The 19,895-nt window shown below is 69.3% G+C and carries 22 protein-coding genes; 7 read left to right on the plus strand and 15 right to left on the minus strand.

All coding sequences use genetic code 11. The features are described from left to right. Nucleotides 1-95: 95 nt before the first annotated feature. Nucleotides 96-305: a hypothetical protein gene (locus AB4112_RS14810; protein WP_441720658.1), complete on the plus strand. Its 210-nt coding sequence runs from the start codon at nt 96-98 to the stop codon at nt 303-305. 92 nt (nt 306-397) lie between these two features. Then, complete coding sequence (locus AB4112_RS14815; RefSeq protein ID WP_441720660.1) at nt 398-1,390, plus strand: GlxA family transcriptional regulator; 993 nt, start codon at nt 398-400, stop codon at nt 1,388-1,390. Between the two features lie 9 nt (nt 1,391-1,399). Here the strand turns inward: AB4112_RS14815 and AB4112_RS14820 are convergent, their stop codons facing one another. The 6 genes from AB4112_RS14820 to AB4112_RS14845 all read right to left on the minus strand — a co-directional run bounded on the left by AB4112_RS14820 (nt 1,400) and on the right by AB4112_RS14845 (nt 5,967). After that, nucleotides 1,400-1,723 carry a low molecular weight protein tyrosine phosphatase family protein gene (locus AB4112_RS14820; protein WP_441720662.1) on the minus strand — a complete coding sequence of 108 codons (324 nt, stop codon included), beginning with the start codon at nt 1,721-1,723 and terminating at the stop codon, nt 1,400-1,402. Nucleotides 1,724-1,730: 7 nt separating this feature from the next. Further along, a complete protein-coding gene (locus AB4112_RS14825; RefSeq protein ID WP_441720664.1) occupies nt 1,731-2,345 on the minus strand; it encodes an NUDIX domain-containing protein in 615 nt (204 codons plus the stop codon). Next, nucleotides 2,332-3,033 (minus strand): Crp/Fnr family transcriptional regulator, encoded by a 702-nt coding sequence (locus AB4112_RS14830; RefSeq protein WP_309794358.1) that lies wholly within the window; start codon nt 3,031-3,033, stop codon nt 2,332-2,334. Before AB4112_RS14830 ends, AB4112_RS14825 begins: the two co-directional genes overlap by 14 nt. A 106-nt stretch (nt 3,034-3,139) precedes the next feature. Beyond that, the gene (locus AB4112_RS14835; RefSeq protein WP_309794356.1) at nt 3,140-3,640 is read right to left on the minus strand and encodes an isoprenylcysteine carboxyl methyltransferase family protein; all 501 of its coding nucleotides are present in this window, start codon (nt 3,638-3,640) and stop codon (nt 3,140-3,142) included. Beyond that, entirely contained in the window at nt 3,637-4,650 is a 1,014-nt protein-coding gene (locus AB4112_RS14840) for a type III polyketide synthase (RefSeq protein ID WP_309794355.1), read from the minus strand. Before AB4112_RS14840 ends, AB4112_RS14835 begins: the two co-directional genes overlap by 4 nt. A 123-nt stretch (nt 4,651-4,773) precedes the next feature. Next, nucleotides 4,774-5,967, minus strand: coding sequence for an MFS transporter (locus AB4112_RS14845; RefSeq protein ID WP_441720667.1), 1,194 nt, complete (start codon nt 5,965-5,967; stop codon nt 4,774-4,776). A 46-nt stretch (nt 5,968-6,013) separates the two neighbouring features. On the opposite strand from AB4112_RS14845, the gene AB4112_RS14850 reads away from it, so the two are divergent. After that, entirely contained in the window at nt 6,014-6,511 is a 498-nt protein-coding gene (locus tag AB4112_RS14850; RefSeq protein ID WP_309794353.1) for an Lrp/AsnC family transcriptional regulator, read from the plus strand. A 6-nt stretch (nt 6,512-6,517) separates the two neighbouring features. Here the strand turns inward: AB4112_RS14850 and AB4112_RS14855 are convergent, their stop codons facing one another. The 3 genes from AB4112_RS14855 to AB4112_RS14865 all read right to left on the minus strand — a co-directional run bounded on the left by AB4112_RS14855 (nt 6,518) and on the right by AB4112_RS14865 (nt 8,379). After that, on the minus strand, nt 6,518-7,219 hold the full coding sequence (locus tag AB4112_RS14855) for a pirin family protein (RefSeq protein ID WP_309794351.1): 702 nt from the start codon (nt 7,217-7,219) through the stop codon (nt 6,518-6,520). Nucleotides 7,220-7,372: 153 nt separating this feature from the next. Next, nucleotides 7,373-7,753, minus strand: coding sequence for a GNAT family N-acetyltransferase (locus AB4112_RS14860; RefSeq protein ID WP_309794350.1), 381 nt, complete (start codon nt 7,751-7,753; stop codon nt 7,373-7,375). A 71-nt stretch (nt 7,754-7,824) separates the two neighbouring features. After that, on the minus strand, nt 7,825-8,379 hold the full coding sequence (locus AB4112_RS14865) for a nucleotidyltransferase family protein (protein WP_309794349.1): 555 nt from the start codon (nt 8,377-8,379) through the stop codon (nt 7,825-7,827). Nucleotides 8,380-8,673: 294 nt separating this feature from the next. Between AB4112_RS14865 and AB4112_RS14870 the strand changes: the two genes are divergently transcribed. Then, a complete protein-coding gene (locus AB4112_RS14870; RefSeq protein WP_309794348.1) occupies nt 8,674-9,150 on the plus strand; it encodes an SRPBCC family protein in 477 nt (158 codons plus the stop codon). A gap of 573 nt (nt 9,151-9,723) precedes the next feature. Here the strand turns inward: AB4112_RS14870 and AB4112_RS14875 are convergent. The 6 genes from AB4112_RS14875 to AB4112_RS14900 all read right to left on the minus strand — a co-directional run bounded on the left by AB4112_RS14875 (nt 9,724) and on the right by AB4112_RS14900 (nt 15,634). After that, a complete protein-coding gene (locus AB4112_RS14875; RefSeq protein ID WP_309794347.1) occupies nt 9,724-10,485 on the minus strand; it encodes a GNAT family N-acetyltransferase in 762 nt (253 codons plus the stop codon). A gap of 105 nt (nt 10,486-10,590) precedes the next feature. Further along, the gene (locus tag AB4112_RS14880) at nt 10,591-11,856 is read right to left on the minus strand and encodes an ABC transporter substrate-binding protein (RefSeq protein ID WP_309794346.1); all 1,266 of its coding nucleotides are present in this window, start codon (nt 11,854-11,856) and stop codon (nt 10,591-10,593) included. Between the two features lie 32 nt (nt 11,857-11,888). Next, nucleotides 11,889-12,725: a carbohydrate ABC transporter permease gene (locus AB4112_RS14885; protein WP_441720671.1), complete on the minus strand. Its 837-nt coding sequence runs from the start codon at nt 12,723-12,725 to the stop codon at nt 11,889-11,891. After that, complete coding sequence (locus AB4112_RS14890; RefSeq protein ID WP_441720673.1) at nt 12,722-13,648, minus strand: carbohydrate ABC transporter permease; 927 nt, start codon at nt 13,646-13,648, stop codon at nt 12,722-12,724. The genes AB4112_RS14885 and AB4112_RS14890 overlap by 4 nt, the downstream gene beginning before the upstream one ends. After that, complete coding sequence (locus tag AB4112_RS14895) at nt 13,641-14,795, minus strand: ABC transporter ATP-binding protein (RefSeq protein WP_441720675.1); 1,155 nt, start codon at nt 14,793-14,795, stop codon at nt 13,641-13,643. The genes AB4112_RS14890 and AB4112_RS14895 overlap by 8 nt, the downstream gene beginning before the upstream one ends. Continuing rightward, complete coding sequence (locus AB4112_RS14900; protein WP_441720677.1) at nt 14,792-15,634, minus strand: metallophosphoesterase family protein; 843 nt, start codon at nt 15,632-15,634, stop codon at nt 14,792-14,794. The genes AB4112_RS14895 and AB4112_RS14900 overlap by 4 nt, the downstream gene beginning before the upstream one ends. A gap of 308 nt (nt 15,635-15,942) precedes the next feature. On the opposite strand from AB4112_RS14900, the gene AB4112_RS14905 reads away from it, so the two are divergent. From AB4112_RS14905 to AB4112_RS14915, 3 genes are all read left to right on the plus strand, one after another. Continuing rightward, a complete protein-coding gene (locus AB4112_RS14905) occupies nt 15,943-18,105 on the plus strand; it encodes an FUSC family protein (RefSeq protein ID WP_441720678.1) in 2,163 nt (720 codons plus the stop codon). A 53-nt stretch (nt 18,106-18,158) separates the two neighbouring features. Beyond that, entirely contained in the window at nt 18,159-18,527 is a 369-nt protein-coding gene (locus tag AB4112_RS14910) for a GFA family protein (protein ID WP_441720679.1), read from the plus strand. Between the two features lie 190 nt (nt 18,528-18,717). Further along, entirely contained in the window at nt 18,718-19,887 is a 1,170-nt protein-coding gene (locus AB4112_RS14915) for an MFS transporter (RefSeq protein ID WP_441720681.1), read from the plus strand. Nucleotides 19,888-19,895: the final 8 nt, after the last annotated feature.

A 19,895-nucleotide genomic window follows, 5' to 3' on the forward strand; every position in this document is an offset into this window, starting at 1 on the left:
ACCATCGCGGCATCCTACCGTCCGGGTCGGCCGCGGACCGAACCAGCCCCATCGAACGGCCAGTCCCGGCGCTCCTCCACCTTCCCAACCGGATCATGCGCATCGCCCTGCTTCTCGCCCTTATCGTTGCCTTCCTGGCCGGGATCGGCATCTGGAGCTTCCACATCACCGCCGGTTTGGCCGGGGCCGATGGCGGCGCGGCGATCTGGGTGGCCGGCGGCGCCGGGGTGGCCGCGGTGCTGCTGATCGGCGGCTTCGTGCTGCTGATCCTGCGCACCCGCCCGCGGGATCGCGATCGGAACTGACCTGCCCGAGCGGCGGGCTTGCTTCGGCGTCGGGGCTGTGGCCGGATGCCTGCTTTCGGGAACGCAGCAGACCGGGCATGGCCGACGATCCGATGACTGAGCCACCCCAGCGGGTGGGGTTTCTGCTGGTCCCGAACTTCTCAATGATGGCGCTGTCGGCGGTGCTCGAGCCGTTCCGCGCCGCCAATTGGGTGGCGCGCCGAACACTGTACGAATGGCGCCTTCTGTCGGTCCACGGCGCCCCGGTCACCGCCAGCAACGATGCCGTCCTGGTGACCCAGGGGGCGATCGGGCCGGAGGATTCCTTCACCATGGTGGTGGTCGTCGCCGGCCTCGACCCGCAGGATGGGCGCGACGAACGCATCCTGGCCTGGCTGCGGCGCATGGCCCGGCGCGGGTCGCGCCTCGGCGCCGTCTCGACCGGCACCTATCACCTGGCCTGGGCCGGGCTGTTGGACGGCTATCGCTGCACCATCCATTGGGAAAACCTCAGCGCCTTCACCGAGACCTTTCCACGGCTCGACGTCACCGGGCGGCTGTTCGAGATCGATCGCGACCGTTTCACCTCGGCCGGCGGCACGGCGTCGCTCGACATGACGCATTACCTGATCGGCCAGGCCCACGGCATCGACTTGGCCAACCAGGTCGCCGAACAGTTCCTGCACGCCCGGCCGCGCCAGGGCCATGCGCCGCAGCGGATGGAACTGCGCGAACGGCTCGGCGTCAGCCATCCGAAGTTGCTGGCCGCGATCGCCGAGATCGAGGCCAACCTGGCCGAGCCGCTGCCGCGTGCTACGCTGGCCCGAGCCGCCGGGCTGTCGACCCGGCAGCTCGAACGCCTGTTCCGGATCTATCTCAACTGCACCCCGTCCCAGTACTATCTCGAGGCGCGGCTGAAGCACGCCCAGATCCTGCTGGCGCAGACCTCGATGCCGGTGCTGGAGGTGGCGGTGGCCTGCGGTTTCGCCTCCGCCTCGCATTTCGCCAAATGCTATCGCTCGCTGTTCAGCCACTCGCCGCGGGCGGAGCGGGCACCGCGCCCAGCCGGGCCGATGCAGGTGATGGGCCAGCGCCGGGCGTGGTGAGGCCAAAGGTCAGCGTAACAGCGGCGTGACCTTGGCCTTCAGAAGGCGCACCAGCTCCGGGTCCATCACCTCGAACCGGTCGGGAATGTCGAGGCAAATCACGCGGGCATGCTTCAGCGAGCCGCGGAAACGGCCGGCGATCTTCGCCCGCTGCGATTTTTCCATGACGAAGATCAGATCCGCCCATTCGACCAGCTCGGCCGTCAGCGGCTCCTCGGCGTCGGGGTTCAGCCCGGCCGAGGCCGTCTCGACTCCGGGATGGCCGGCGAAGATCGCTTCCGCAGTCGGGCTGCGTTGGAGATTGCGGCCGCAGACGAACAGGACGTGCTTCAACGGGCCGTCATGTCCGCCGCAGGATTTCGGCCAGGCCGGTCGGCAGGGTGCCGCTCAGCAGCATCACCTGCAGCCGTAGCAGCGCGCCGACGGTCAGGGAGTCGGTGATCCGGCCGTCGGCGACCATGGCAAAGGCCTCGGCCAGCGGCACCGTGCGCACCGCCAGATCCTCGGTCTCCTCCGGCGCCGCCTCGCCCTGGGTCAGGCCATAGGCGACGAACAGATGGGCGATCTCGGTCGAGACGCTGTTCGACAGGTGCATCGTCAACAGCGGGTGCCAATGGGCCGCCTCCAATCCAGTCTCCTCACGCAGTTCGCGCTCGGCCGACAGCATGGGTGCGACATCGGGGTCACCGCCACCCTCCGGGATCTCCCAACTGTACAGCCCGGGGGCGTAGCGGTACTGGCCGACCAGGGTAACGCGGCCGCGATCATCGATCGGCACCACCCCGACCGCCAGATTCTTGTAGGTGATCACGCCATAGATCCCCGGCGTCCCGGCCGGGGTCAGCACGTCGTGTTCGTCCACCTTGATCCAGGGATTCTCGTAGACCGGCTTGACCTTCAGCGTGGTCCAGCGGTTCAAACCGCCGTCACCACTGGCCCCGTCACCATTCGCCACGAACATCCTCCACCAGCCGCTCCAGGCGGTTGAGGTCGGCGACGTGCAGATGGTCGGCGGCGCGGACGACGAGGCGGGCGCGGGCCAGGTCGCTCAGCACCCGGGCCACGGTCTCGCGCGTGGTGCTGACGCGGCTGGCGATGTCGGAATGCACCGGGATCGGCCGGATAACGGCAGTGCCGTCCGGCTGCCCTCCAAGGATGGCCAGGCGCAGGATCTCGGCATGCACCCGGTTGTTGGCGCCCAGTGTGCTCAGCTCCATGATCCGCTCATTGGCGCGGCGCAGCACGCCGACCAGATGCACCATGGTGGCCAGTGCCAGGGCTGGGTTCTCGGTCACGACGGCGCGGAAGGCGGCGGTCGGCAGCACGGCGACGGTCGCGTCGGTCAGCGCCATGACATTGGCGGAGCGGGGCGCCCGGTCCAGCCCGGACAGCTCGCCGAACATCGAACCGGCTTCCAGATCGTCGAAGGTGATCTCTCGGCCCGAGGCGGAATAGATCACCACCCGCACCCGGCCCTCGACGAGGAAGTAGACATGGTCGGGATCATCGTTGCGATCGATGATCTGCTCCTGCGCCTCGAAGCGCTGCCAGCGGCATTGCTTCAGGATCTCGGCGCGGATGGCGGGGGGAACGACCGACAGAAGGTCGATCCCGTCGAGGGAGCGGGCGTCGTTGGCGGTCACGGTCCGTCTCGTTCTTTGAGGCGCGCCAGGATAGGGCCGCCGGAGCGGTCCCGCCAGAGCCGATCTGCGCACCCATGACCGGGGGCGGCCACCGTGTTTCCTTGCTTCAGCCCCGGCCGGCCAATGCCTGCTGCTCGACGCCGATGCGATGGCGCAGCAGGAGCGCGTTGGCGATCGAGAAGACAAGCGCAATCCACCAGGCACCGAAAGCCAGGGGCAGCACCGCGATCTCGGCCGTGACGATCAAGTAGTTAGGGTGGCGGACCCAGCGATAGGGGCCGCGGCGCACCAAGGGCGCGCCGGGCAGGCTGAGGATCCGGGTCGTCCAATAGGGTCCCAGCGTCGCCACCACCCAGATCCGGCCCGCCTGCAGCAGCACGAACAGCGCCAGCAGCGGCCAGGAAGGAGCGCGGTCGGCCGGCACCAGCAGGAATATCGCCAGCAGCCAGCCGCCATGCAGCAGGATGAACAGCGGATAGTGGCTGGCCCCGCTTTCGACCGCGCCCCGGTCGCGCAACCGGGATTCGTTGCGGCGGGCATAGACCAACTCTCCCAGGCGCTGCGCCGCCACCAGCAACGCCACGACCTGCACCCAACCCAGCATCATCCGCAGTCCAGCACGGCAAAGCCGGCGCAGAAACCGGGGCCCAACGCGCTCAGCAGCCAGCGCCCGGCCATCTGTCGGCGCTTCTCCGCCAACACGAACATCACCGTCACCGCCGACATGTTGCCGTACTGGCGCAGCACCGCCCGTTCCGCACCCATCGCCGCATCGGTCAGCTCGAAGGCATCGCGCAGTGCCTCGACCACCTTGGTGCCGCCGGGATGGAAGACGAAGCCGTCGATGTCGCGGAGCGTCAGGTCGTGCCGTGCGAGGAAACTCTCGGCTGCCGGCCGCAGGTCGTTGCGCACCAGGGTCGGGATGTCGCGTGAGAAGATCACGCCCAACCCGTCCGCCTCGACTGACCAGCCCATCACATCGAGCGTTCCGGGCCAGCGATGCTCGCCCGTCGGCCCCAGCGCCGGCGCGCCGTCATCGGGACGGATAAGCGCCGCTGCCGCGCCGTCGCCGAACAGGGCGGTGGCCACGACGTTGCTCTTGGTCAGGTCGCCGCGCCGGAAGGTCGGGCCGCACAGCTCGACCACCAGCAGCAGCACGGTGCCGCCCAGGGCGCGCGACAGCGCCGCGGCGCGGGCCAGGCCCAGCACGCCGCCGGCACAGCCCAGGCCGAAGATCGGCAGCCGCACCATGTCGGGGCGGAAGGGCATGCGTTCCATCAGCCGGGCATCAAGGCTCGGCGTCGCGATGCCGGTCGAGCAGATGGTGACGATGGCGTCGACCTCGCCGATACCGCATCCGGCGTCGTCCAGGCAGCGCCGCGCCGCGGTCTCGAGCAGGTCGAGCGCCGCGTCCATGAACACGGCATTGCGGTCGTGCCAGTCATGCGGCGCGAAGTACCAGTCCAGCGGGACGGCGGATCGTCGGGTGTCGATGCCGGCGGATTCGTAGACCGTCGCCATGCGGTCGAACAACGCCGGCCGCGCTGCGAAGACGCGACGGGCACCCTCCCGGGCTTCCGCCTGGGTGATTACGTGTTCGGGGACGGCTGTCGCCAACCCCGCGAGCCTTGGCATCCTGGTCCTTCCGCGGGATCCGGTGCCCGCTCAATCTGGCCCCAGACAATGGGGATCCGGACGCTGTTCGGAAAGGGTTGGCCGGAAGTTTCGCGACCAGACCTGTCAGGATGTCGCGGGGTCGGCGCTTCGGCGGGACCGCAAAGCCGTGGCGGCGATCAGGGCAGCGGCGAGGCACGCGGCGGCTGCCCCCAACGCCACGGGCCGGAAGCCGGTACCGGCATAGCCGATCCCTGCCAGCCCGGTGCCGACCAGGACGCCGAGATAGGTGACGGCGCTGTTCAGGCCCAGCACGGCGCCTCGTGCGTCCGGCTTCGCCTGCGACAACTGCAGCACCAGGATGTTCAGGCCGAAATGGTTGGCGAAGCCCCATAGCCCGGTCAGCGCGGCAATGGCGGTGAAGCTATGCGCCGCTGGCAGCATCAGTGAGTAGATCGCGGCCACGGCCACGAGGATGGCGGGGAAGAGCCGGCGCGGCCCCAGCCGGTCGACCAGCCCGTCGCCGAAGCTGGCGGCGCCGAAGCCGAGCCCATAGGTCAGCACGATCAGTCCGGCCTGCCCGGCGGAGAGGCCGAGCTGGCTGCGCACATGGTCGCCGATGAAAGCGTACACGCCGTAGAATGAGGCCATGAAGCCAAGGCAGATCAGCAGCAGCGCCGGCACGCCGGAATAGGTGAGGGGGGCGACCCGCGCCGCCGGTCCCTGCCGCGCCGCCGCTGCCCGACCGCTGCGCGCCGGCAGCCGGGCGATGCCGGGCAGGGCGAGGGCGGCGAGCCCGGCCAGCAGCAGGAACACGGCGCGCCAGCCCAGCGTCTCGGCGATGAAGGCGGCCGCAGGCACCCCCGCCACCATCGAGACCGACCAGCCGGTCAGCACCCGGCCGAGCACGCGCGACTCCCGGCCCGGCGGCGCGATGGTGGTGGCCAAGGTGTAGATCGATGGCAGGATCACCCCGGCCCCCAGCCCGGCCAGCGCCTGGGCCGCTGTCAGCATCAGCCAGTGGTTGGCGAGGGCCGACAGCAGGGTCGCCGCGATCAGCCCGGCCATGCCTGCGAACAAGGCCCGTCGCGGCCCGATCCGGTCGATCTGCGGTGCCAGCAGGAAAGCCGAGAGGGCCGTGGCCCCGCCATAGGCTGCGATGGCGCGGGACACCGCCACCGGCGTTGTTGCCATCGCCGTCGCCACATCGCCCAGGATTGGACTCAGCACCAGCGAGTTCGACCCGACCACGGCAATGCCCGCCGTTAGGATCGCGGTCTGCAGCGAGATGGCGCTTCCATATTGATGATGTTCAGGCATATGGCCATAATCACCGAACCACGTTCAGTCAGGAAGCGTGATTCAAATGGTCATCGAAAAAACGAAGGCGGTTCGGCGCCGGCCGGCCGAGGCTGCCGCCGTCGACGCCGTCGACCGAAAATTATTAGGGCTGATCGCCGTCGACGCGGCCTTGAGCTATGCCGAACTCGGCCGTGCCCTGAATCTGTCGCCGCCGGCGGTGCATGAGCGGGTGAAACGGCTGAAGCGCGACGGGGTGATCAAGGCGACCGTGGCGGCGCTGGATGGGCCCAAGCTGGGCAAGCCGCTGCTGGCCTTCATCCATGTCGACACCATCGGCTGGGGCAAGAGCCAGGAGATGCTCGACCTCGCCGCGCTGCCGGATGTCGAGGAGATCCATTCGGTCACCGGCGACACCTGCATGCTGCTGAAGGTGCGGATGCGGGACACCCAGGCGCTGGAGGATCTGCTGCGGATGATCTACGAAATCCCGGGCGTCAAGGGCACCCGCAGCTATATCGCCCTCAGTTCCTATCTCGAACGCGGGCCGCAACCGGCGGCCTGACGACGGTCAGGGCAGGTCGAACAGCAGGATCTCGCTGTCTGCAGCGCGCCCGGTGATCGTCACCGCAGCCTCGTCCTCGACCGCGGCGCCGTCGCCCGCATCGAGGCGCCGGCCATTCAGTTCGACCGCTCCGCGCACCACCTGCAGCCATGCCTTGCGGCCCGGTTGCAGCGCGTGGCCGACCTCGTCTCCCGCAGCCAGGATCGAGGCATACAGCGCCACATCCTGGTGGATCGTCACCGCCCCGTCGCCGCCCGACCGGGCACCGATCAGGCGCAGGCGGCCCTGCTTCTCCTCACGCGCCACGGTGACCTGCTCGTAGCCCGGCGCCAGGCCGGCCTGCTCGGGCAGGATCCAGATCTGCAGGAAATGTACCGGGTCGCGGTCGGAATGGTTGAACTCGCTGTGTCGGATGCCGCTGCCGGCCGACATCCGCTGCACGTCGCCCGGGCGGATCACCGATCCGGTGCCGATGCTGTCCTTGTGCTCCAGCGCGCCATCGAGGACGTAGGACAGGATCTCCATGTCGCGATGGCCGTGGGTGTCGAAGCCGGCACCGCCGCGGACACGGTCTTCGTTGATCACCCGCAGCGGCCCCAGGCCCATCTGCTCCGGATCGTGGTACTGGCCGAAGGAGAAGCTGTGCCGGCTGTCGAGCCAGCCGAAATCGGCGGTGCCGCGTTCCGCGGCCGGGCGGATGGTGATCATGCGAACCTCCTTGGCGTCATGGTCGTCGTGATGGCCTCCATGTCGGGTGCCGGGCGGCGCAGACAATCATACCGTCGGGAACAAGATTGTCGCCGAAACAGCGACGATGCCGGTCGTGTCAGACCCACGGCAATCTGCCCAGGCGCGCTCGCCTCACAGATCCTTCGTCATGAACACCCGGCTCGTACCGGGCGGGTCACAGGCGATCTCGCCAAAGCGCCGCCATCCGTGGCGCTCGTAGAAGCCGGGAGCCTGGAAGCTGATCGTGAACAGCATGGCCACCCGGCAGCCGCGCCGCCGGCCCTCATCCTCGAACATCTGCAGAATCTCGCTCCCGAGCCCGGAGCCGCGCAGCGATGTCGGCAGATGGAAGAGTTCGAGGAACAGCATGCCCAGGGAGGTGCGGCCGGTGGCGCCGCCCAATACCTCACCGGTCTCGGGATCCTGGACAGTGATCGCGAGCGGCCGCCGGTCGCTGTAGCCGGTGACCTCGTCATTGTAGCTGTTCAGCCCATCGTTGAGGAGCTGTTGCATCGCTGGGTCTACGACATCGGTCAATAGGAGCAGCGGTCTCGGCATGGCGGCCTTCCGGTGTGAGCTTGGGTCTAAGCGGCGATTGTCAGCCATGGCCAGCGGGCTTGGTAGTCTTCCGCCTTGCGGCGAAAAAGATCGGGCCGCGGGTTCATGGGGTTGATCCTCAGAAGGCCATCCCACAAGTCCTCCAACCCGTTCGGGGCATACAGATCGCCCGAGGCGGCATCGATGCCGACGCAGGTGCAGGCGACGAGATAGCGGTCGATGCCGTCCTTCGAACGGTGCAGGCGCGGATAAGCGCCGCCGAACCGCTGCGGGTACCAGAGATGAACCCGGGCTTGGTTCCTGATCTCGACCGATACGTCGAGATCGTCGAACACAGAAGCGGCCCGCTGGATCACGGCATCCTCGGCCTCCCACGACAGGTCGCAATCGTCGAAATAGAAGACGTCGTAATCTTTGATGGCCGAGGGTGCCGGGCGCCCCGAGCGCCGGTTCCAGATCGTCTGGAACAGGCAGCCGGCCGTCAGGAAGCAGTCCGCCAAGCCGAGCCGGGGCAGCCGCTCTAGGATCGCGGCGTTCATCGGATTCGCCATCGCCCAGTCGACGAAGGTCGTGGCAGACATCGGCATCGTCCCGGCTCACTCCGACTCGTGGCAGGCAGGATGGCAGTCTATCGGGGGGAGGCATTTCGGAAAGGTGGAATGGACAGGTCGTCGCAGGCGGCGGTTTCGTCGACTGTCGCAGGCCCCGAGTTGTGGTGCCCTCTGGAGGTGGGCAAAGTCGCGTCGCGCGATCGGATGCAGAAGCGCCGCCAGGATGGGATCGTGGTGGCTCCGCAGAATTTTCCTCGGCCCGTGTCGGTTCGCTGATCACCCGGTCGTCCTTGGGGCAGAGACATCCAAACACGGAGACCACCGATGACCGCCAATGCCGCCCCGACCTCGGATCGCGAACTGATCCTGACCCGCCTGATCGACGCGCCGCGCGAGACCCTGTATCGCGCCTGGACCGAGCCCGAGCTGATGAAGCAGTGGTTCGCGCCGCTGCCTTGGACCACCCCGGTGATCGAGACTGACGTCCGGCCGGGCGGCTCCAGCCTGATCGTGATGCGCGGCCCCGACGGCACCGAGTTCCCGAACCCGGGCGTGTATCTCGAGGTCGTCAAGAACGAACGCCTGGTCTTCACCGACGCCTACACCAAGGCCTGGGAGCCGTCGGAGAAGCCGTTCTTTACCGGCATCATCACCTTCGAGGACGAGGGCGGGAAGACCCGCTACACCGCTCGCGCGCTGCACTGGACCGTGGCCGACCGCGAGGCCCATGAGAAGATGGGTTTCCACGAAGGCTGGGGCCAGTGCGCCGACCAGCTGGCGGCCCTTGTCGCGAAGCTCTGACACCGGACGGGCCGCGGTCGCGGGACGGATTTCCATCCTGCGCACCGTGGCTGCCGCGTGCCGGCGGTGGCGCCTTCCGCGCGGTCTATCCGCTGTCCGCAGCCTAGCCACGCGCCCGGTCCTGAAGCACTGGCGGACGATTGCAGAAGTAGCCGAGTTCCCCGCAAAACGAAATCGTGGTGTAGCCCAGATCCGGAAAACTGAGCCTCGTGAAGATGGATGCGGCCAAGGTCGCACCCCTCGGATGACAAAGTTTCCGGAGGACAAGAAAATGGACCACCACGCAGAGCGGTCGCTTTACTGTATCGAAAGCAGATTGGACTTCCCAGTTCAGGAAAGACCGGCCTTCCGCCGTCTCCGGGGCGCATTCGTCGCCTTGTATCGGGCCGCCGCCGACCGCAGCCGTCGCGCCCGTGAGCGGAAGCATCTGATGACCGATCACCAGCTGCGGGACATCGGCTTCCGCCGCATCGGCACCGGCCGGGTCATGCACCTCGTGCCGATCGACGAGACCGCCGCTTCACTGCGGCGCTGACCATGACCTCGCCTGTCGGCAGGCCGATGGCGGGGAGGTCAGCCGGCGTCGGGCTGGCGGCGATAGTGATAGCGGGACAGTTCGGTGCCGAAGCCGAGCGATCGGTAGAGGGCACGGGCGGCGCTGTTGTCGGCCACGACCTGCAGGCAGCAGCCCTGGATGCCCCGGGACTTCGCCCAGCCCATCAGGCCGCTCACGGTCCGGGCCGCGTGGCCACGCTGGCGGTGGTCCGGATGGGTGCCCACGGATTCCACCACCAGCAGTTGATCGTGGATGACGCCATAGGCGATCGCCACCAGCGCCCCGTCGACGCGGCGGGCGGCAAAGGCCTTGGGCAGCACGATGCTGCCGACCATCTGGCGATAGGGGCTTCCGGCCGCATCGGCTGACTCGGTCGGATTCATCGCGGTGCGCGCCGCCAGCCACGCCTCGCTCGGAGTTTCCGACAGCTCGACCGTCCCGTCAGGCTCGGTCCGGTGATCGGCGAGATCGGCGAAGATCGTGCAGGTCTCGCCCTCGGCGGCATAGCCCTGGCGCTCCAGCGGCCCATCCATCTCGGCGACGATGGAGGGCACCCGGAACAGGGCCGACTGGCCGAGCGAGCGGTAGATGCCTTCCGCCGCCGCCACGATGCGCGACGGATCGCGCGGCCCCGACCGCAGCGGGTTGACCGAGTTGGTCCGGCGCGTCTGGCCGCCGGATGCCCGCAGCAGCCAGCCTTCCAGCAGGACCTGACGCGGCGACGGCCACGCGTTCTGGCAGGCTTCCTCCGCCGTCCAGGCGAGATCGTCGGTGGTCATCGGCGCCTCTACAGAATGCCGGACCTGGCGAAGTTCCGGCCGCAATCCTTCTATCCATGAATCATCCGGCGAGGCCAGCCCCTGGCAGGGGCTGGCCCGCTGGTTTCAATGGCGCGGCAGCAGCTTCTGCACCTCGTCCGACGCGTCGGCCAGGGCCTCCTGCGGCGTCGCGCTCTGCTCCACCACCCGCGACAGGTTGTCGACGATGGTCTGGGTTACCTTCACGCCGTTGCTGCCGGGGAAGGCGTACCAGGGCCGCATCTCGGTCATCTGCTCCAGCCCGGCCTTGAACAGCGGGTTCTTGGCGTAGAAGTCGCCGAGATACTCCGGCGACTTCGCCGCCAGCTCGTTGTTCGGGACATAGCCGGTGCCCGGCACCACCACCGAGGCGCCATAGGGCCCGGCGGCGAATTTGATGAAGTCCCAGGCCACCTGCTGCTTGGCCGGGTCGCGGGTCAGCATGACGGCGGCGTTGCCGCCGGTCGGCAGCTGGCCCTTGGCCGGGTCCAGCATCGGGATCGGCGCGGTGCGCATCTCGAACTTGTCGCCGACATTCTTGATGGTGTTGCGCAGGGCGCCGGTGGTCTGGAACTCGATGCCGACCTTGCCGGCGACGAAGGCCTGCTCGCCGGCCGATTTGGTGAAGACCGGCATGCCGCCCTCTTTCACCATGCGCTGGACCAGGGTGAAGGCGGCCAGGCCTTCCGGCCCGTCGAAGGCGACCTTCTTCTCATCGGCCGACAGCATGTCGCCGCCGGCACCGAACAGCAGGGCGCTGAACATCCAGTCGTCGCCCTGCCAGCGGAAATCGATGCCATCGACGCCGTTGCCCAGCGCCTTGATCTTGGCGCCCAGCGCCAGCACCTCGTCCCAGGTCTTGGGCGGGACGTCGGGGTTGCCGCCGGCCTGCCGCACCAGGTCGGCGTTGAGATACATGATCGGGTTCGAGGTGGCGAAGGCCAGCCCGGCCTGCTGGCCGCCGAACTGGGCCAGGCCCAGGATGTGGTCGCTGAAGCCCTGTTCGGCCATGTGGCCGTCCTTGTCGACGAAGGGCTTGAGGTCGACCGAGATGCCGCGTTCCGCCACCACCCGCAGCCGGTTCAGGCCGATGAAGGTGATGTCGGGCATCTCGTCGGTGCCGGCTTGGCGCAGGATCTGCTGCAGCCCGTCCTCATAGGTCGGCGACGGGCTGGCGAACACGATCTTCACGTCCGGATGCCCGGCCATGTACTTCTGCGAGATCGTGTCCATCACGTCCTTGAAGAAGCCCGGCATCGGGTAATGGACGATCAGGGTGGTGTCGGCCTGCGCAGTGCCCATCAGGGCACCCGCCAGCGCCACGCCCGCCAGCATGGTTCGGAACAGTTTCACGATATCCCCTCTCCTGGATTGTCGACCGGCGCTCAGCCCTTCAGGCCGGTCAAGGTGATGCCTTCGATGAAGCGGCGCTGGGCGGCCAGGAAGGCCACGACCAGCGGCAGGGTGACGATCACCGTCGCGGCCATCAGCGCGCCGTAGTCGTCCCCGGCCTCGGCCGCGCGGAAGAACAGCAGGCCCAGCGGCGGCGTCGCCATCTTCGTGTCGCTGACCACGATCAGCGGCCAGAACAGGTCGTTCCAATGTGCGACGACCGAGAAGATCGCGAAGGCGGTGATCGCCGGCCAGGCGTTCGGCACGATGACGCGGCGGACGATCCCCAGCTCGGTCATCCCGTCCAGCCGCGCCGCGGCGATCAGGTCGTCCGGCATGGCACGGAAGAACTGCAGGAACAGGAAGATGCCGAACACCGAGATGGCGAAGGGCGACACCAGCGCCACATAGGAATTCAGCGTGCCGGTGGCCGACAGCGCGACATAGATCGGCAGGGCGATGGCGTGGATCGGAACCAGCAGGCCCAACATGATCATCGTCACCATCGCCTGGGCACCGCGGAAGCGCAGCTTGGCCATGGCGTAGGCGCAGGGGATCGCAGTCACCAGCTGCAGCACCAGGATCAGGCCGCAGACGATCACGCCGTTCAGCAGGATCCGGCCCATCGGCACCCGGGTCAGCGCCTTGGTGAAATTCTCGACCACGGCCCAGCGATGCGGCAACAGCGACAGGGAGGACGAGAAGATCTCGTCCTGCGGCTTCAGCGCGACCGCCAGCATCCACAGATAGGGCGCGATGAAGACGAAGGCGCCGAGCGACAGCAGGGCGAAGCGCGCGACCCGTCCGGCCGTCCAGGAGGACGCGCTCATGTGTAGTGCACCCGGCGGTCGAGCACCCGGTACTGCACCAGCATCAGCACCACCAGCACGGCCAGGAACACCACCGTCATCGCCGAGGCATAGCCGACGCGGAGATAGACGAAGCCTTCCTGGTAGATGGTCCACAGCAGGACCTCGGAGGCCTTGTTCGGGCCGCCCTGGGTCAGGGTGCCGACCGTCTCGAACACCTTCACCGCGTTGACCACGCTGATGGTGATGACGAACAGCGTCGTCGGCCCCAGCATCGGCCAGGTCACCAGCCGGAACCGCTCCCAGGCGCTGGCCGCGCCGTCGATCTCGGCGGCGGCATACAGCTCGCGCGGGATCGCGGTCAGCCCGGCCAGGAACAGCACCATGTTGAAGCCGACCGACTGCCACACCCCGATCAAGGCGAGGCTCAGCAGCACCGTGCCGCTGCTGCCCAGCCAGTTCGGCCCGGGCAGGCCGACCAGCCGCAGCATCTCGTTCACCGGCCCGATGCTGGGGTGCAGCAGGTACTGCCAGACCGTGGCCATGGCGACCAGCAGCGAGGCGACAGGCAGGAAGTAGACGGTGCGGAAGAAGGACCGGCCGCGCGTCTCAGCCTGAATCAGCAGCGCCACGCCCAGGCCCAGCAACACCGAGGCCGGGGTGACGATGGCGGTGTAGACCGCGGTGTTCTTCAGCGAGATCAGGAAGGTGCGGTCGCCCAGCAGCTCGGCGTAATTGTCGAGGCCGATGAAGCGGATGCCGTCATAGCCCAGTTCGTAATCGGTCAGGCTGAAGCCCAGCACGGCCAGGGTCGGGGCCAGGATCAGTACGGCCAGCAGCAGCACCGCCGGGGCGGACAGGCGCCAGGCGGCCAAGGTCTCCGCCCGCGCCGCGGAGCGGGCGGCCTTCGAGGCGATGCCGCCATCGACAGCGACGCTAGCCATGGGCGGCGATCCGCAGCGGCGCGGCCGAGACCGACAGGCGTCCGCCCCCCGGCCCGAAGACCAGGATGTCGGCGGCGTCGACCGCCAGGGTCACCGGCGCGCCGGGGGCCAGCTCGGCCGCCAGCGCCGGCACCGTCTTGGCGACCAGGCAGGTGCCGTCGGCCAGGGCCAGGAAGGCCAGCAGCTCGGATCCCAGGAACTCCAGCCGCCGCACGGTCGCGGCCAGGCCGGGCTGGCCCGGCATCAGGAAGCGCAACGCTTCGGGCCGCACGCCCAGCGTCACCGCCGTGCCCGGCGCGGCCTCGATGCCGTCGGCCAGCACCCGGCCGCCGATGCGGGCGGCGCGTGCATCATCCAGCACCGCGTGCAGCAGGTTGATGCGCGGGCTGCCGATGAACTGGGCGACCTCGACATGGGTCGGGTCGGTGTAGACCCGCGCCGGGCTGTCCAGCTGCAGCAGGCGACCGCCCATCATCACCGCCACCCGGTCGGCCATGCTCAACGCCTCCGACTGGTCATGGGTGACGTAGAGGGTGGTGACGCCGGCGCGGCGGTGCAGCTCGACGATCTCACCTCGGGTGTGGACCCGCAGATTGGCGTCGAGATTGGACAGTGGCTCGTCCATCAGGAAGGCGGCGGGCTGGCGCACCAGGGCGCGGGCCAGTGCGACGCGCTGGCGCTGCCCGCCCGACATCTGGCCGGGCTTGCGATCCAGCAGATGGTCGATCTTCAGGCTGGCGGCCGTTTCGCGCGCCCGGGCCTGGATCTCGGCCCGCAGCGCCCGCTGGCCCGGCATCAGGCCACCGATCCAGGGCAGCCGCTGGGCGGTGGACAGGCGCCGCATCGCCAGCGGCACGGCGATGTTCTGCCCGGCGGTCAGGTGCGGATACAGGGCATAGGACTGGAAGACCATGGCGATGTCGCGCGCCGCCGGCGGCAGCGCGGTGATATCGCGCTCGCCCAGCTGCACCGACCCCTCGTCGGCATGCTCCAGCCCCGCCGCGATGCGCAGCAGGGTGGTCTTGCCGCAGCCGGACGGGCCGACCAGGGCGATGAATTCGCCCGGCGCCGCCTCGACGGTCACGTCCTGCAGGATGCGGTTGCTGCCGAAGGCCTTGCTGATGCGCCGCAGCGCCAGGCCGGTCACGAGGCCGCCTCGACCGGGCCCATGGCGTGAAGTGGGGGGCGCGGATAGACCTCGTGGATGACGTCGTCGATCACGAAGGGATGCAGTGCCGGCAGGGCGACGATCTCGCTCTCCACCGTCTCGTCCAGGGTGTGGATCACGGCGCCCAGGACCCGGTCGCCCGGCATGTCGCGCTCCATCGGTCCGACGGTGAAGCCGGAGGAGGGGCCCCAGACATAGCGGGTGCCGGCATGGCTGCCGGCCCAGGCACGGTGCAGATGGCCGCTGGCGACCAGGGCCACGCCATGCCGCTCGAACAGCTCCAGCAGGCGGCGGCGCGGCGCCGGTCGGATGCTCCAATAGCCGGTGTCGCCTTCGTCCGGCCGGTCGACGAAGACCGGCTTGTGCAGGAAGACCACGACGCCGCGACCCTCCGCCCCATCCAGCGCGTCCTCGAACCAGTCGAACTGGGCCAGTTCGTCCTCGGACCCCACGCCGATCACCTGGCTGTTCAGGCCGATCAGGCGCCAGCCCGGCTGGTCGTGCACCCAGCGGTCGGGGCCGACGATGCGGCGCCAGCGGTCCAGCCGCTCGGCATCGACCGGCTGGCGGGTGCCGGGCAGGTCGCCGACATCATGGTTGCCGGGGACGGACAGCACTGGGCAGGGCAGGGTGCGCAGCAGCCCGGCGCACTGCACCAGGTCGGCCTCGACATCCGCGCCGTCGACGCTGAGATCGCCGGTGTGGACCACCAGATCCGCCCGGACACTATGCAGCCAATCCGCCAGCGGCGCCCAGTTCGGCAGGAAGTGCTGCTTGCCGGGGCTGAGATGGGTATCGGTGATCTGGACGATCCGCACGCTTCCGCTCCTTGTGCTGTCGATCGCCCCGGCGCCATGGCGGATCGCCCGCGCATCGGGAAGCCCGGGGAGCGGCGGCAATCGGAGGTCTCGAAAATGGGCGAGGGGGCTTACCGCGGCCGGTGTCCGGTTCCGCCGTCCCCTCACGGCGCGCGGATGATAGGGTCCGGAGATGACGGATCTGTTGCGCCGCGATGAAGAATCGATGTCGCGGGCGGGTGTCGACGGCGTGCGCCGCCAACGGGCATCATGCCGACCGGACGACTCGACGAAGGCAGGTGGATGACCTTCCAACCAGGCGCGAAGGATTGCCGGCAGGCAGCGTGGCGGTGACCCAGGCGGGGCCCGGCCGCTCGCCCCTGCTGGCCGCGCTGGTGCAGTGGAACCGCGCCATCATTCCCTGGCCGGTGGCCCTGCGCAACGCATTGGCCGTGGCACTGCCGGTCGTGCTCGGCGTGCTGTTCGGCCAGACGGATGTCGGCCTCGCCGTGGCCGGCGGCGCGCTCAACGTCGTCAGTTCGGACGCGCCCGGGCCGCATGCGATGCGGCTGAGGCGCATGCTGCTGATCTCGCTGGGGGCTGGCTTGGCGGCGCTGACCGGCTTCTCGCTCGGCACCCATTGGCTGATGCTGCTGCCGGTGCTCGCGATCTGGGCCTTCGTCCTGGCCCTGCTGGTGGCGCTGGGGCCGGTCGCGACCCAGGGCGGCACCGCCGTCCTGATCGTGCTGGTGGTCACCAGCGGCACCGCCGGCCATGGCTTCGACCCCTGGGCCGCCTCCGGCCTGTTCCTCGCCGGCGGCCTGCTGGCGACCCTGTTCTCCGTCGCGGCCTGGCCGCTCAGGATCTACCAGCCGGAGCGGGACGCGCTGTCCGCCATGTACCGCATGCTGTCGGAGATCGCGCGGGCGATGCCGGAGGACACGGTGTTCATGCCCCTGGCCGATTCCGTGGCCGATGCCCAGCAGCTGCTGGGGCGCAGCAACGCCGCCCGCATCCGCGGGGTCGAGGCCTTCCGGGTGCTGCTCGGCCTGGCCGAGCGCATCCGGCTCGAACTCCTGGCCCTGTCCGATCTGCGCGGGCAGATCGACGACCCGGCGCTGCCGGCGCTCATGCGCCAGGCGGCGGTGGTGCTGCGCGGCCTCGCCATGGCGCTGCGCCAGGGTCGGCCGATGGCCGAGGGCGAGGCGGTGCTGAAGGGCTTCGAAACCGCGCTGGCCGCGCTGCGCGCCGCCCGCCACGCCACCCAGGATCCCGCATTGCGCCGCCGGCTGCATCTGGCCGAGGCCCGGGCGATCGGCCTGGCCGGCACCCTGCGCGCCGCGATCCGCAACACGGCGGAGGCCGGCAGCCGCGGCGACCGGCGGGCGACGGAACGGGATGCCAGGCAGCCGGCCGCGATGCGCCCTGGCGCGCCGCTGGCCACACTGCGCGCCAATCTGTCGCTGTCCTCCGTCGCTTTCCGCCACGCCCTGCGCTGCATGGTCTGCGTGGTGGCGGCGGAGGCACTGGGCCGCGCCATCGGCCTGCCGCAGTACTATTGGATCGCCATGACCGTGGTGATCGTGCTGAAACCGGATTTCGGTGGCACCGTCAGCTTCGGCCTGCTGCGGATGTTCGGCACCCTGGCCGGGCTGCTGCTGGCCACCGCCCTGGCCCATCTGGTGTTCGCGCATCCGCTGGCCCAGGCGCTGCTGGTGGGGCCGCTGTACTTCGCCTTCCGCTATCTGGTGCCGGTGCATTACGGCCTGGCGGTGTCGCTGCTGACCGCGGTGGTGGTGCTGCTGCTCGGCCTTGCCGGGCTGCCGGCGGGGGTGTCGGTGCTGGACCGTGGCGTCGCCACGGTGCTGGGCAGCCTGCTCGGTCTCGCCGCCTATCTGCTGTGGCCCACCTGGGAACGGCGGCGTGAGCGGCCGGTGATCGCCGCGATGATCGACGCCTATGCCGCCTATCTGACGGCGCTGCTGGCGGGCGACGCCCGGGCGCAGGCCGATGCCCGCGATGTCGCCCGCGGTGCCCGGGTCAACGCCCAGGCCACGGTCGATCGGCTGCGGGTAGAGCCGGCCGATCCCGGCCAGCCGGCGCGGGCCGAGGCGATCTTCGCCAACGCCAACCGCATCCTGCGCGCCGGCATGGCGCTGGAAAGCGCGCTGCACGACCATGGCGCGGCGGCGCTGGCGAAGCATGCCGCGATCGAACCGTTCGGCCGCGCCATCGCGGCGGCGCTGGCCGAGCTGGCTGCGGCCTTGCGCGACCAGCGGCCGGCGGCGATCCCGTTCGACCTGCCGGCCCGGCACCGGGCGCTGGCCGACCTGCTCGACCCCGCGGCCCTGCCGGAGGCCGACCAGCCGGTGATCCTGGCGCTGCTGGAGGCGACCGACCGGATGGTCGATGCGACCGAGGCGCTGGCCGGAGTGGTCGGTCGGGTTCCACCGGAGGCGGAGGGGGCGCGGGAGGCGGGACAGGGCGCGTGATCTCGGCGACACTCGCGGGCCGGGACTCACCGGTCGAACGAGGGGGGAATGCCATGCCGATCAAGGGAAGCTGCCACTGTCGCGCAACGCAGTTCGAGCTGCCGGAGGCGCCGACCGGCCTGACCCGCTGCACCTGCAGCTTCTGCGCCAAGCGTGGGCCGCTATGGGCCTACTACCCGGCCGGGGCGTTCAAGCTGCTGACCGCTCGCGACCGGGTGTCGACCTACCAATGGAACAGCTACACGGTGCAGCATCACCACTGCGCCATCTGCGGCTGCGGCACCTACACCGAGACGCCGGAATGGGTCGATGGCAAGCCGGATTTCAGCAAGCTCAGGATCGGCGTCAATGCCCGGCTGCTGGATGATTTCGACATCGATGCGCTGCCGGTGCAGGTGATCGACGGCAAGAACCTCTGGTAGCGGCGGCTGACCCCAGGCTCTGTCCTCTGCCGGCATCCTTGCGCATCACGCAAGGATGCCGTGCGCGGCGCAGTGGTTCCGCGGCCCGCGCGGCCGGCCTACTGAATCCTGACAGGCCGCGCAGCAGGGGGGAGGACCATGGTCCTTGGCGCAGGGATGGTTCGTCAGTCGCCTCTCCCGGATCCCTGTCATGCGTAGGTCCGACATCTGGATCCTGGCCGTCGCCTGCGGGGTCGTGGTCGCCAACAACTACTACAACCAGCCGCTGCTGGTGGATTTCGCCGAGACCTTCCAGGTCACGCAGCGCGAGGCCGGCAGCGCCTCGATCGTGACCCAGGCGGGCTACGCGATCGGCATGCTGCTGTTCGTGCCGCTCGGCGACATGATCGACCGGCGCCTGCTGATCGGCGCTCTGCTGCTGGCCTCGGCCGGCGCGCTGGCCGCCGCCGCCCTGGCGCCGAGCCTGCCCTGGCTGATCGTCGCCTGCTTCGCCGTCGGCTTCACCAGCGTGGTGCCGCAGGTGACCGTGCCCTTCGCCGCGCATCTCGCACCGCCGCAGGAGCGCGGACGTGCCGTCGGCACCGTCCTGGGCGCGCTGCTGTGCGGCATCCTGCTGTCGCGCACCGTCGCCGGTTTCGTCGGCGCCGAATGGGGCTGGCGCGCGATGTACTGGATCGCCGCCGGCGTGATGATCGTGCTGCTGGGGGTGCTGTCCGTCCTGCTGCCGAAGGACCGGCCGTCCTTCGAGGGACGCTATGGGACGCTGATGGCGTCGCTCGCGCGGCTGGTGCGGGAACAGCCGGTGCTGCGGCAGACGTCCCTGATCGGGGCGCTGCAGTTCGGCGCGTTCAGCGCCTGCTGGACCACCCTGGCCTTCCATCTCGATGCCATGCCGGCGCGTTACGGCAGCGACGTGGCCGGCCTATTCGGCGTGATCGGGGTGGTCGCGATGCTGATCACGCCGCAGGTTGGGCGGCTGGCCGACCGGGGCAGCCCGCATCTGACCGTGCTGCTCAGCAGCATCGCCGTGCTGGTCACGTTCCTGCTGCTGGCGGTCGTCGGCGGCTCGCTCTGGGGGATGATCGCCGGCTTCGTGCTGCTCGATGTCGCTGTGCAGTCGGGCCATGTCTCGAACATGACCCGCAATGTCGGCCTGAAGGCGGATGCCATGAGCCGGCTGAACACCGTCTATATGGTGTCCCGCTTCATCGGCGGTGCCGTCGGATCCGCCATGGGCAACCTGGCCTGGAGCCTGTGGCACTGGCCCGGCGTCTGCGCTGTCGGGCTGCTGCTGTCCGCCCTGGCCATTGCGGTGCAGCTCCGCCCGCGTGCTCCTTCGGCAAAGCCGTTGATGCCGTGACGCCACGC

It is taken from the genome of Inquilinus sp. 2KB_23, assembly GCF_052115705.1.
Taxonomy (GTDB): domain Bacteria; phylum Pseudomonadota; class Alphaproteobacteria; order DSM-16000; family Inquilinaceae; genus Inquilinus; species Inquilinus ginsengisoli_A.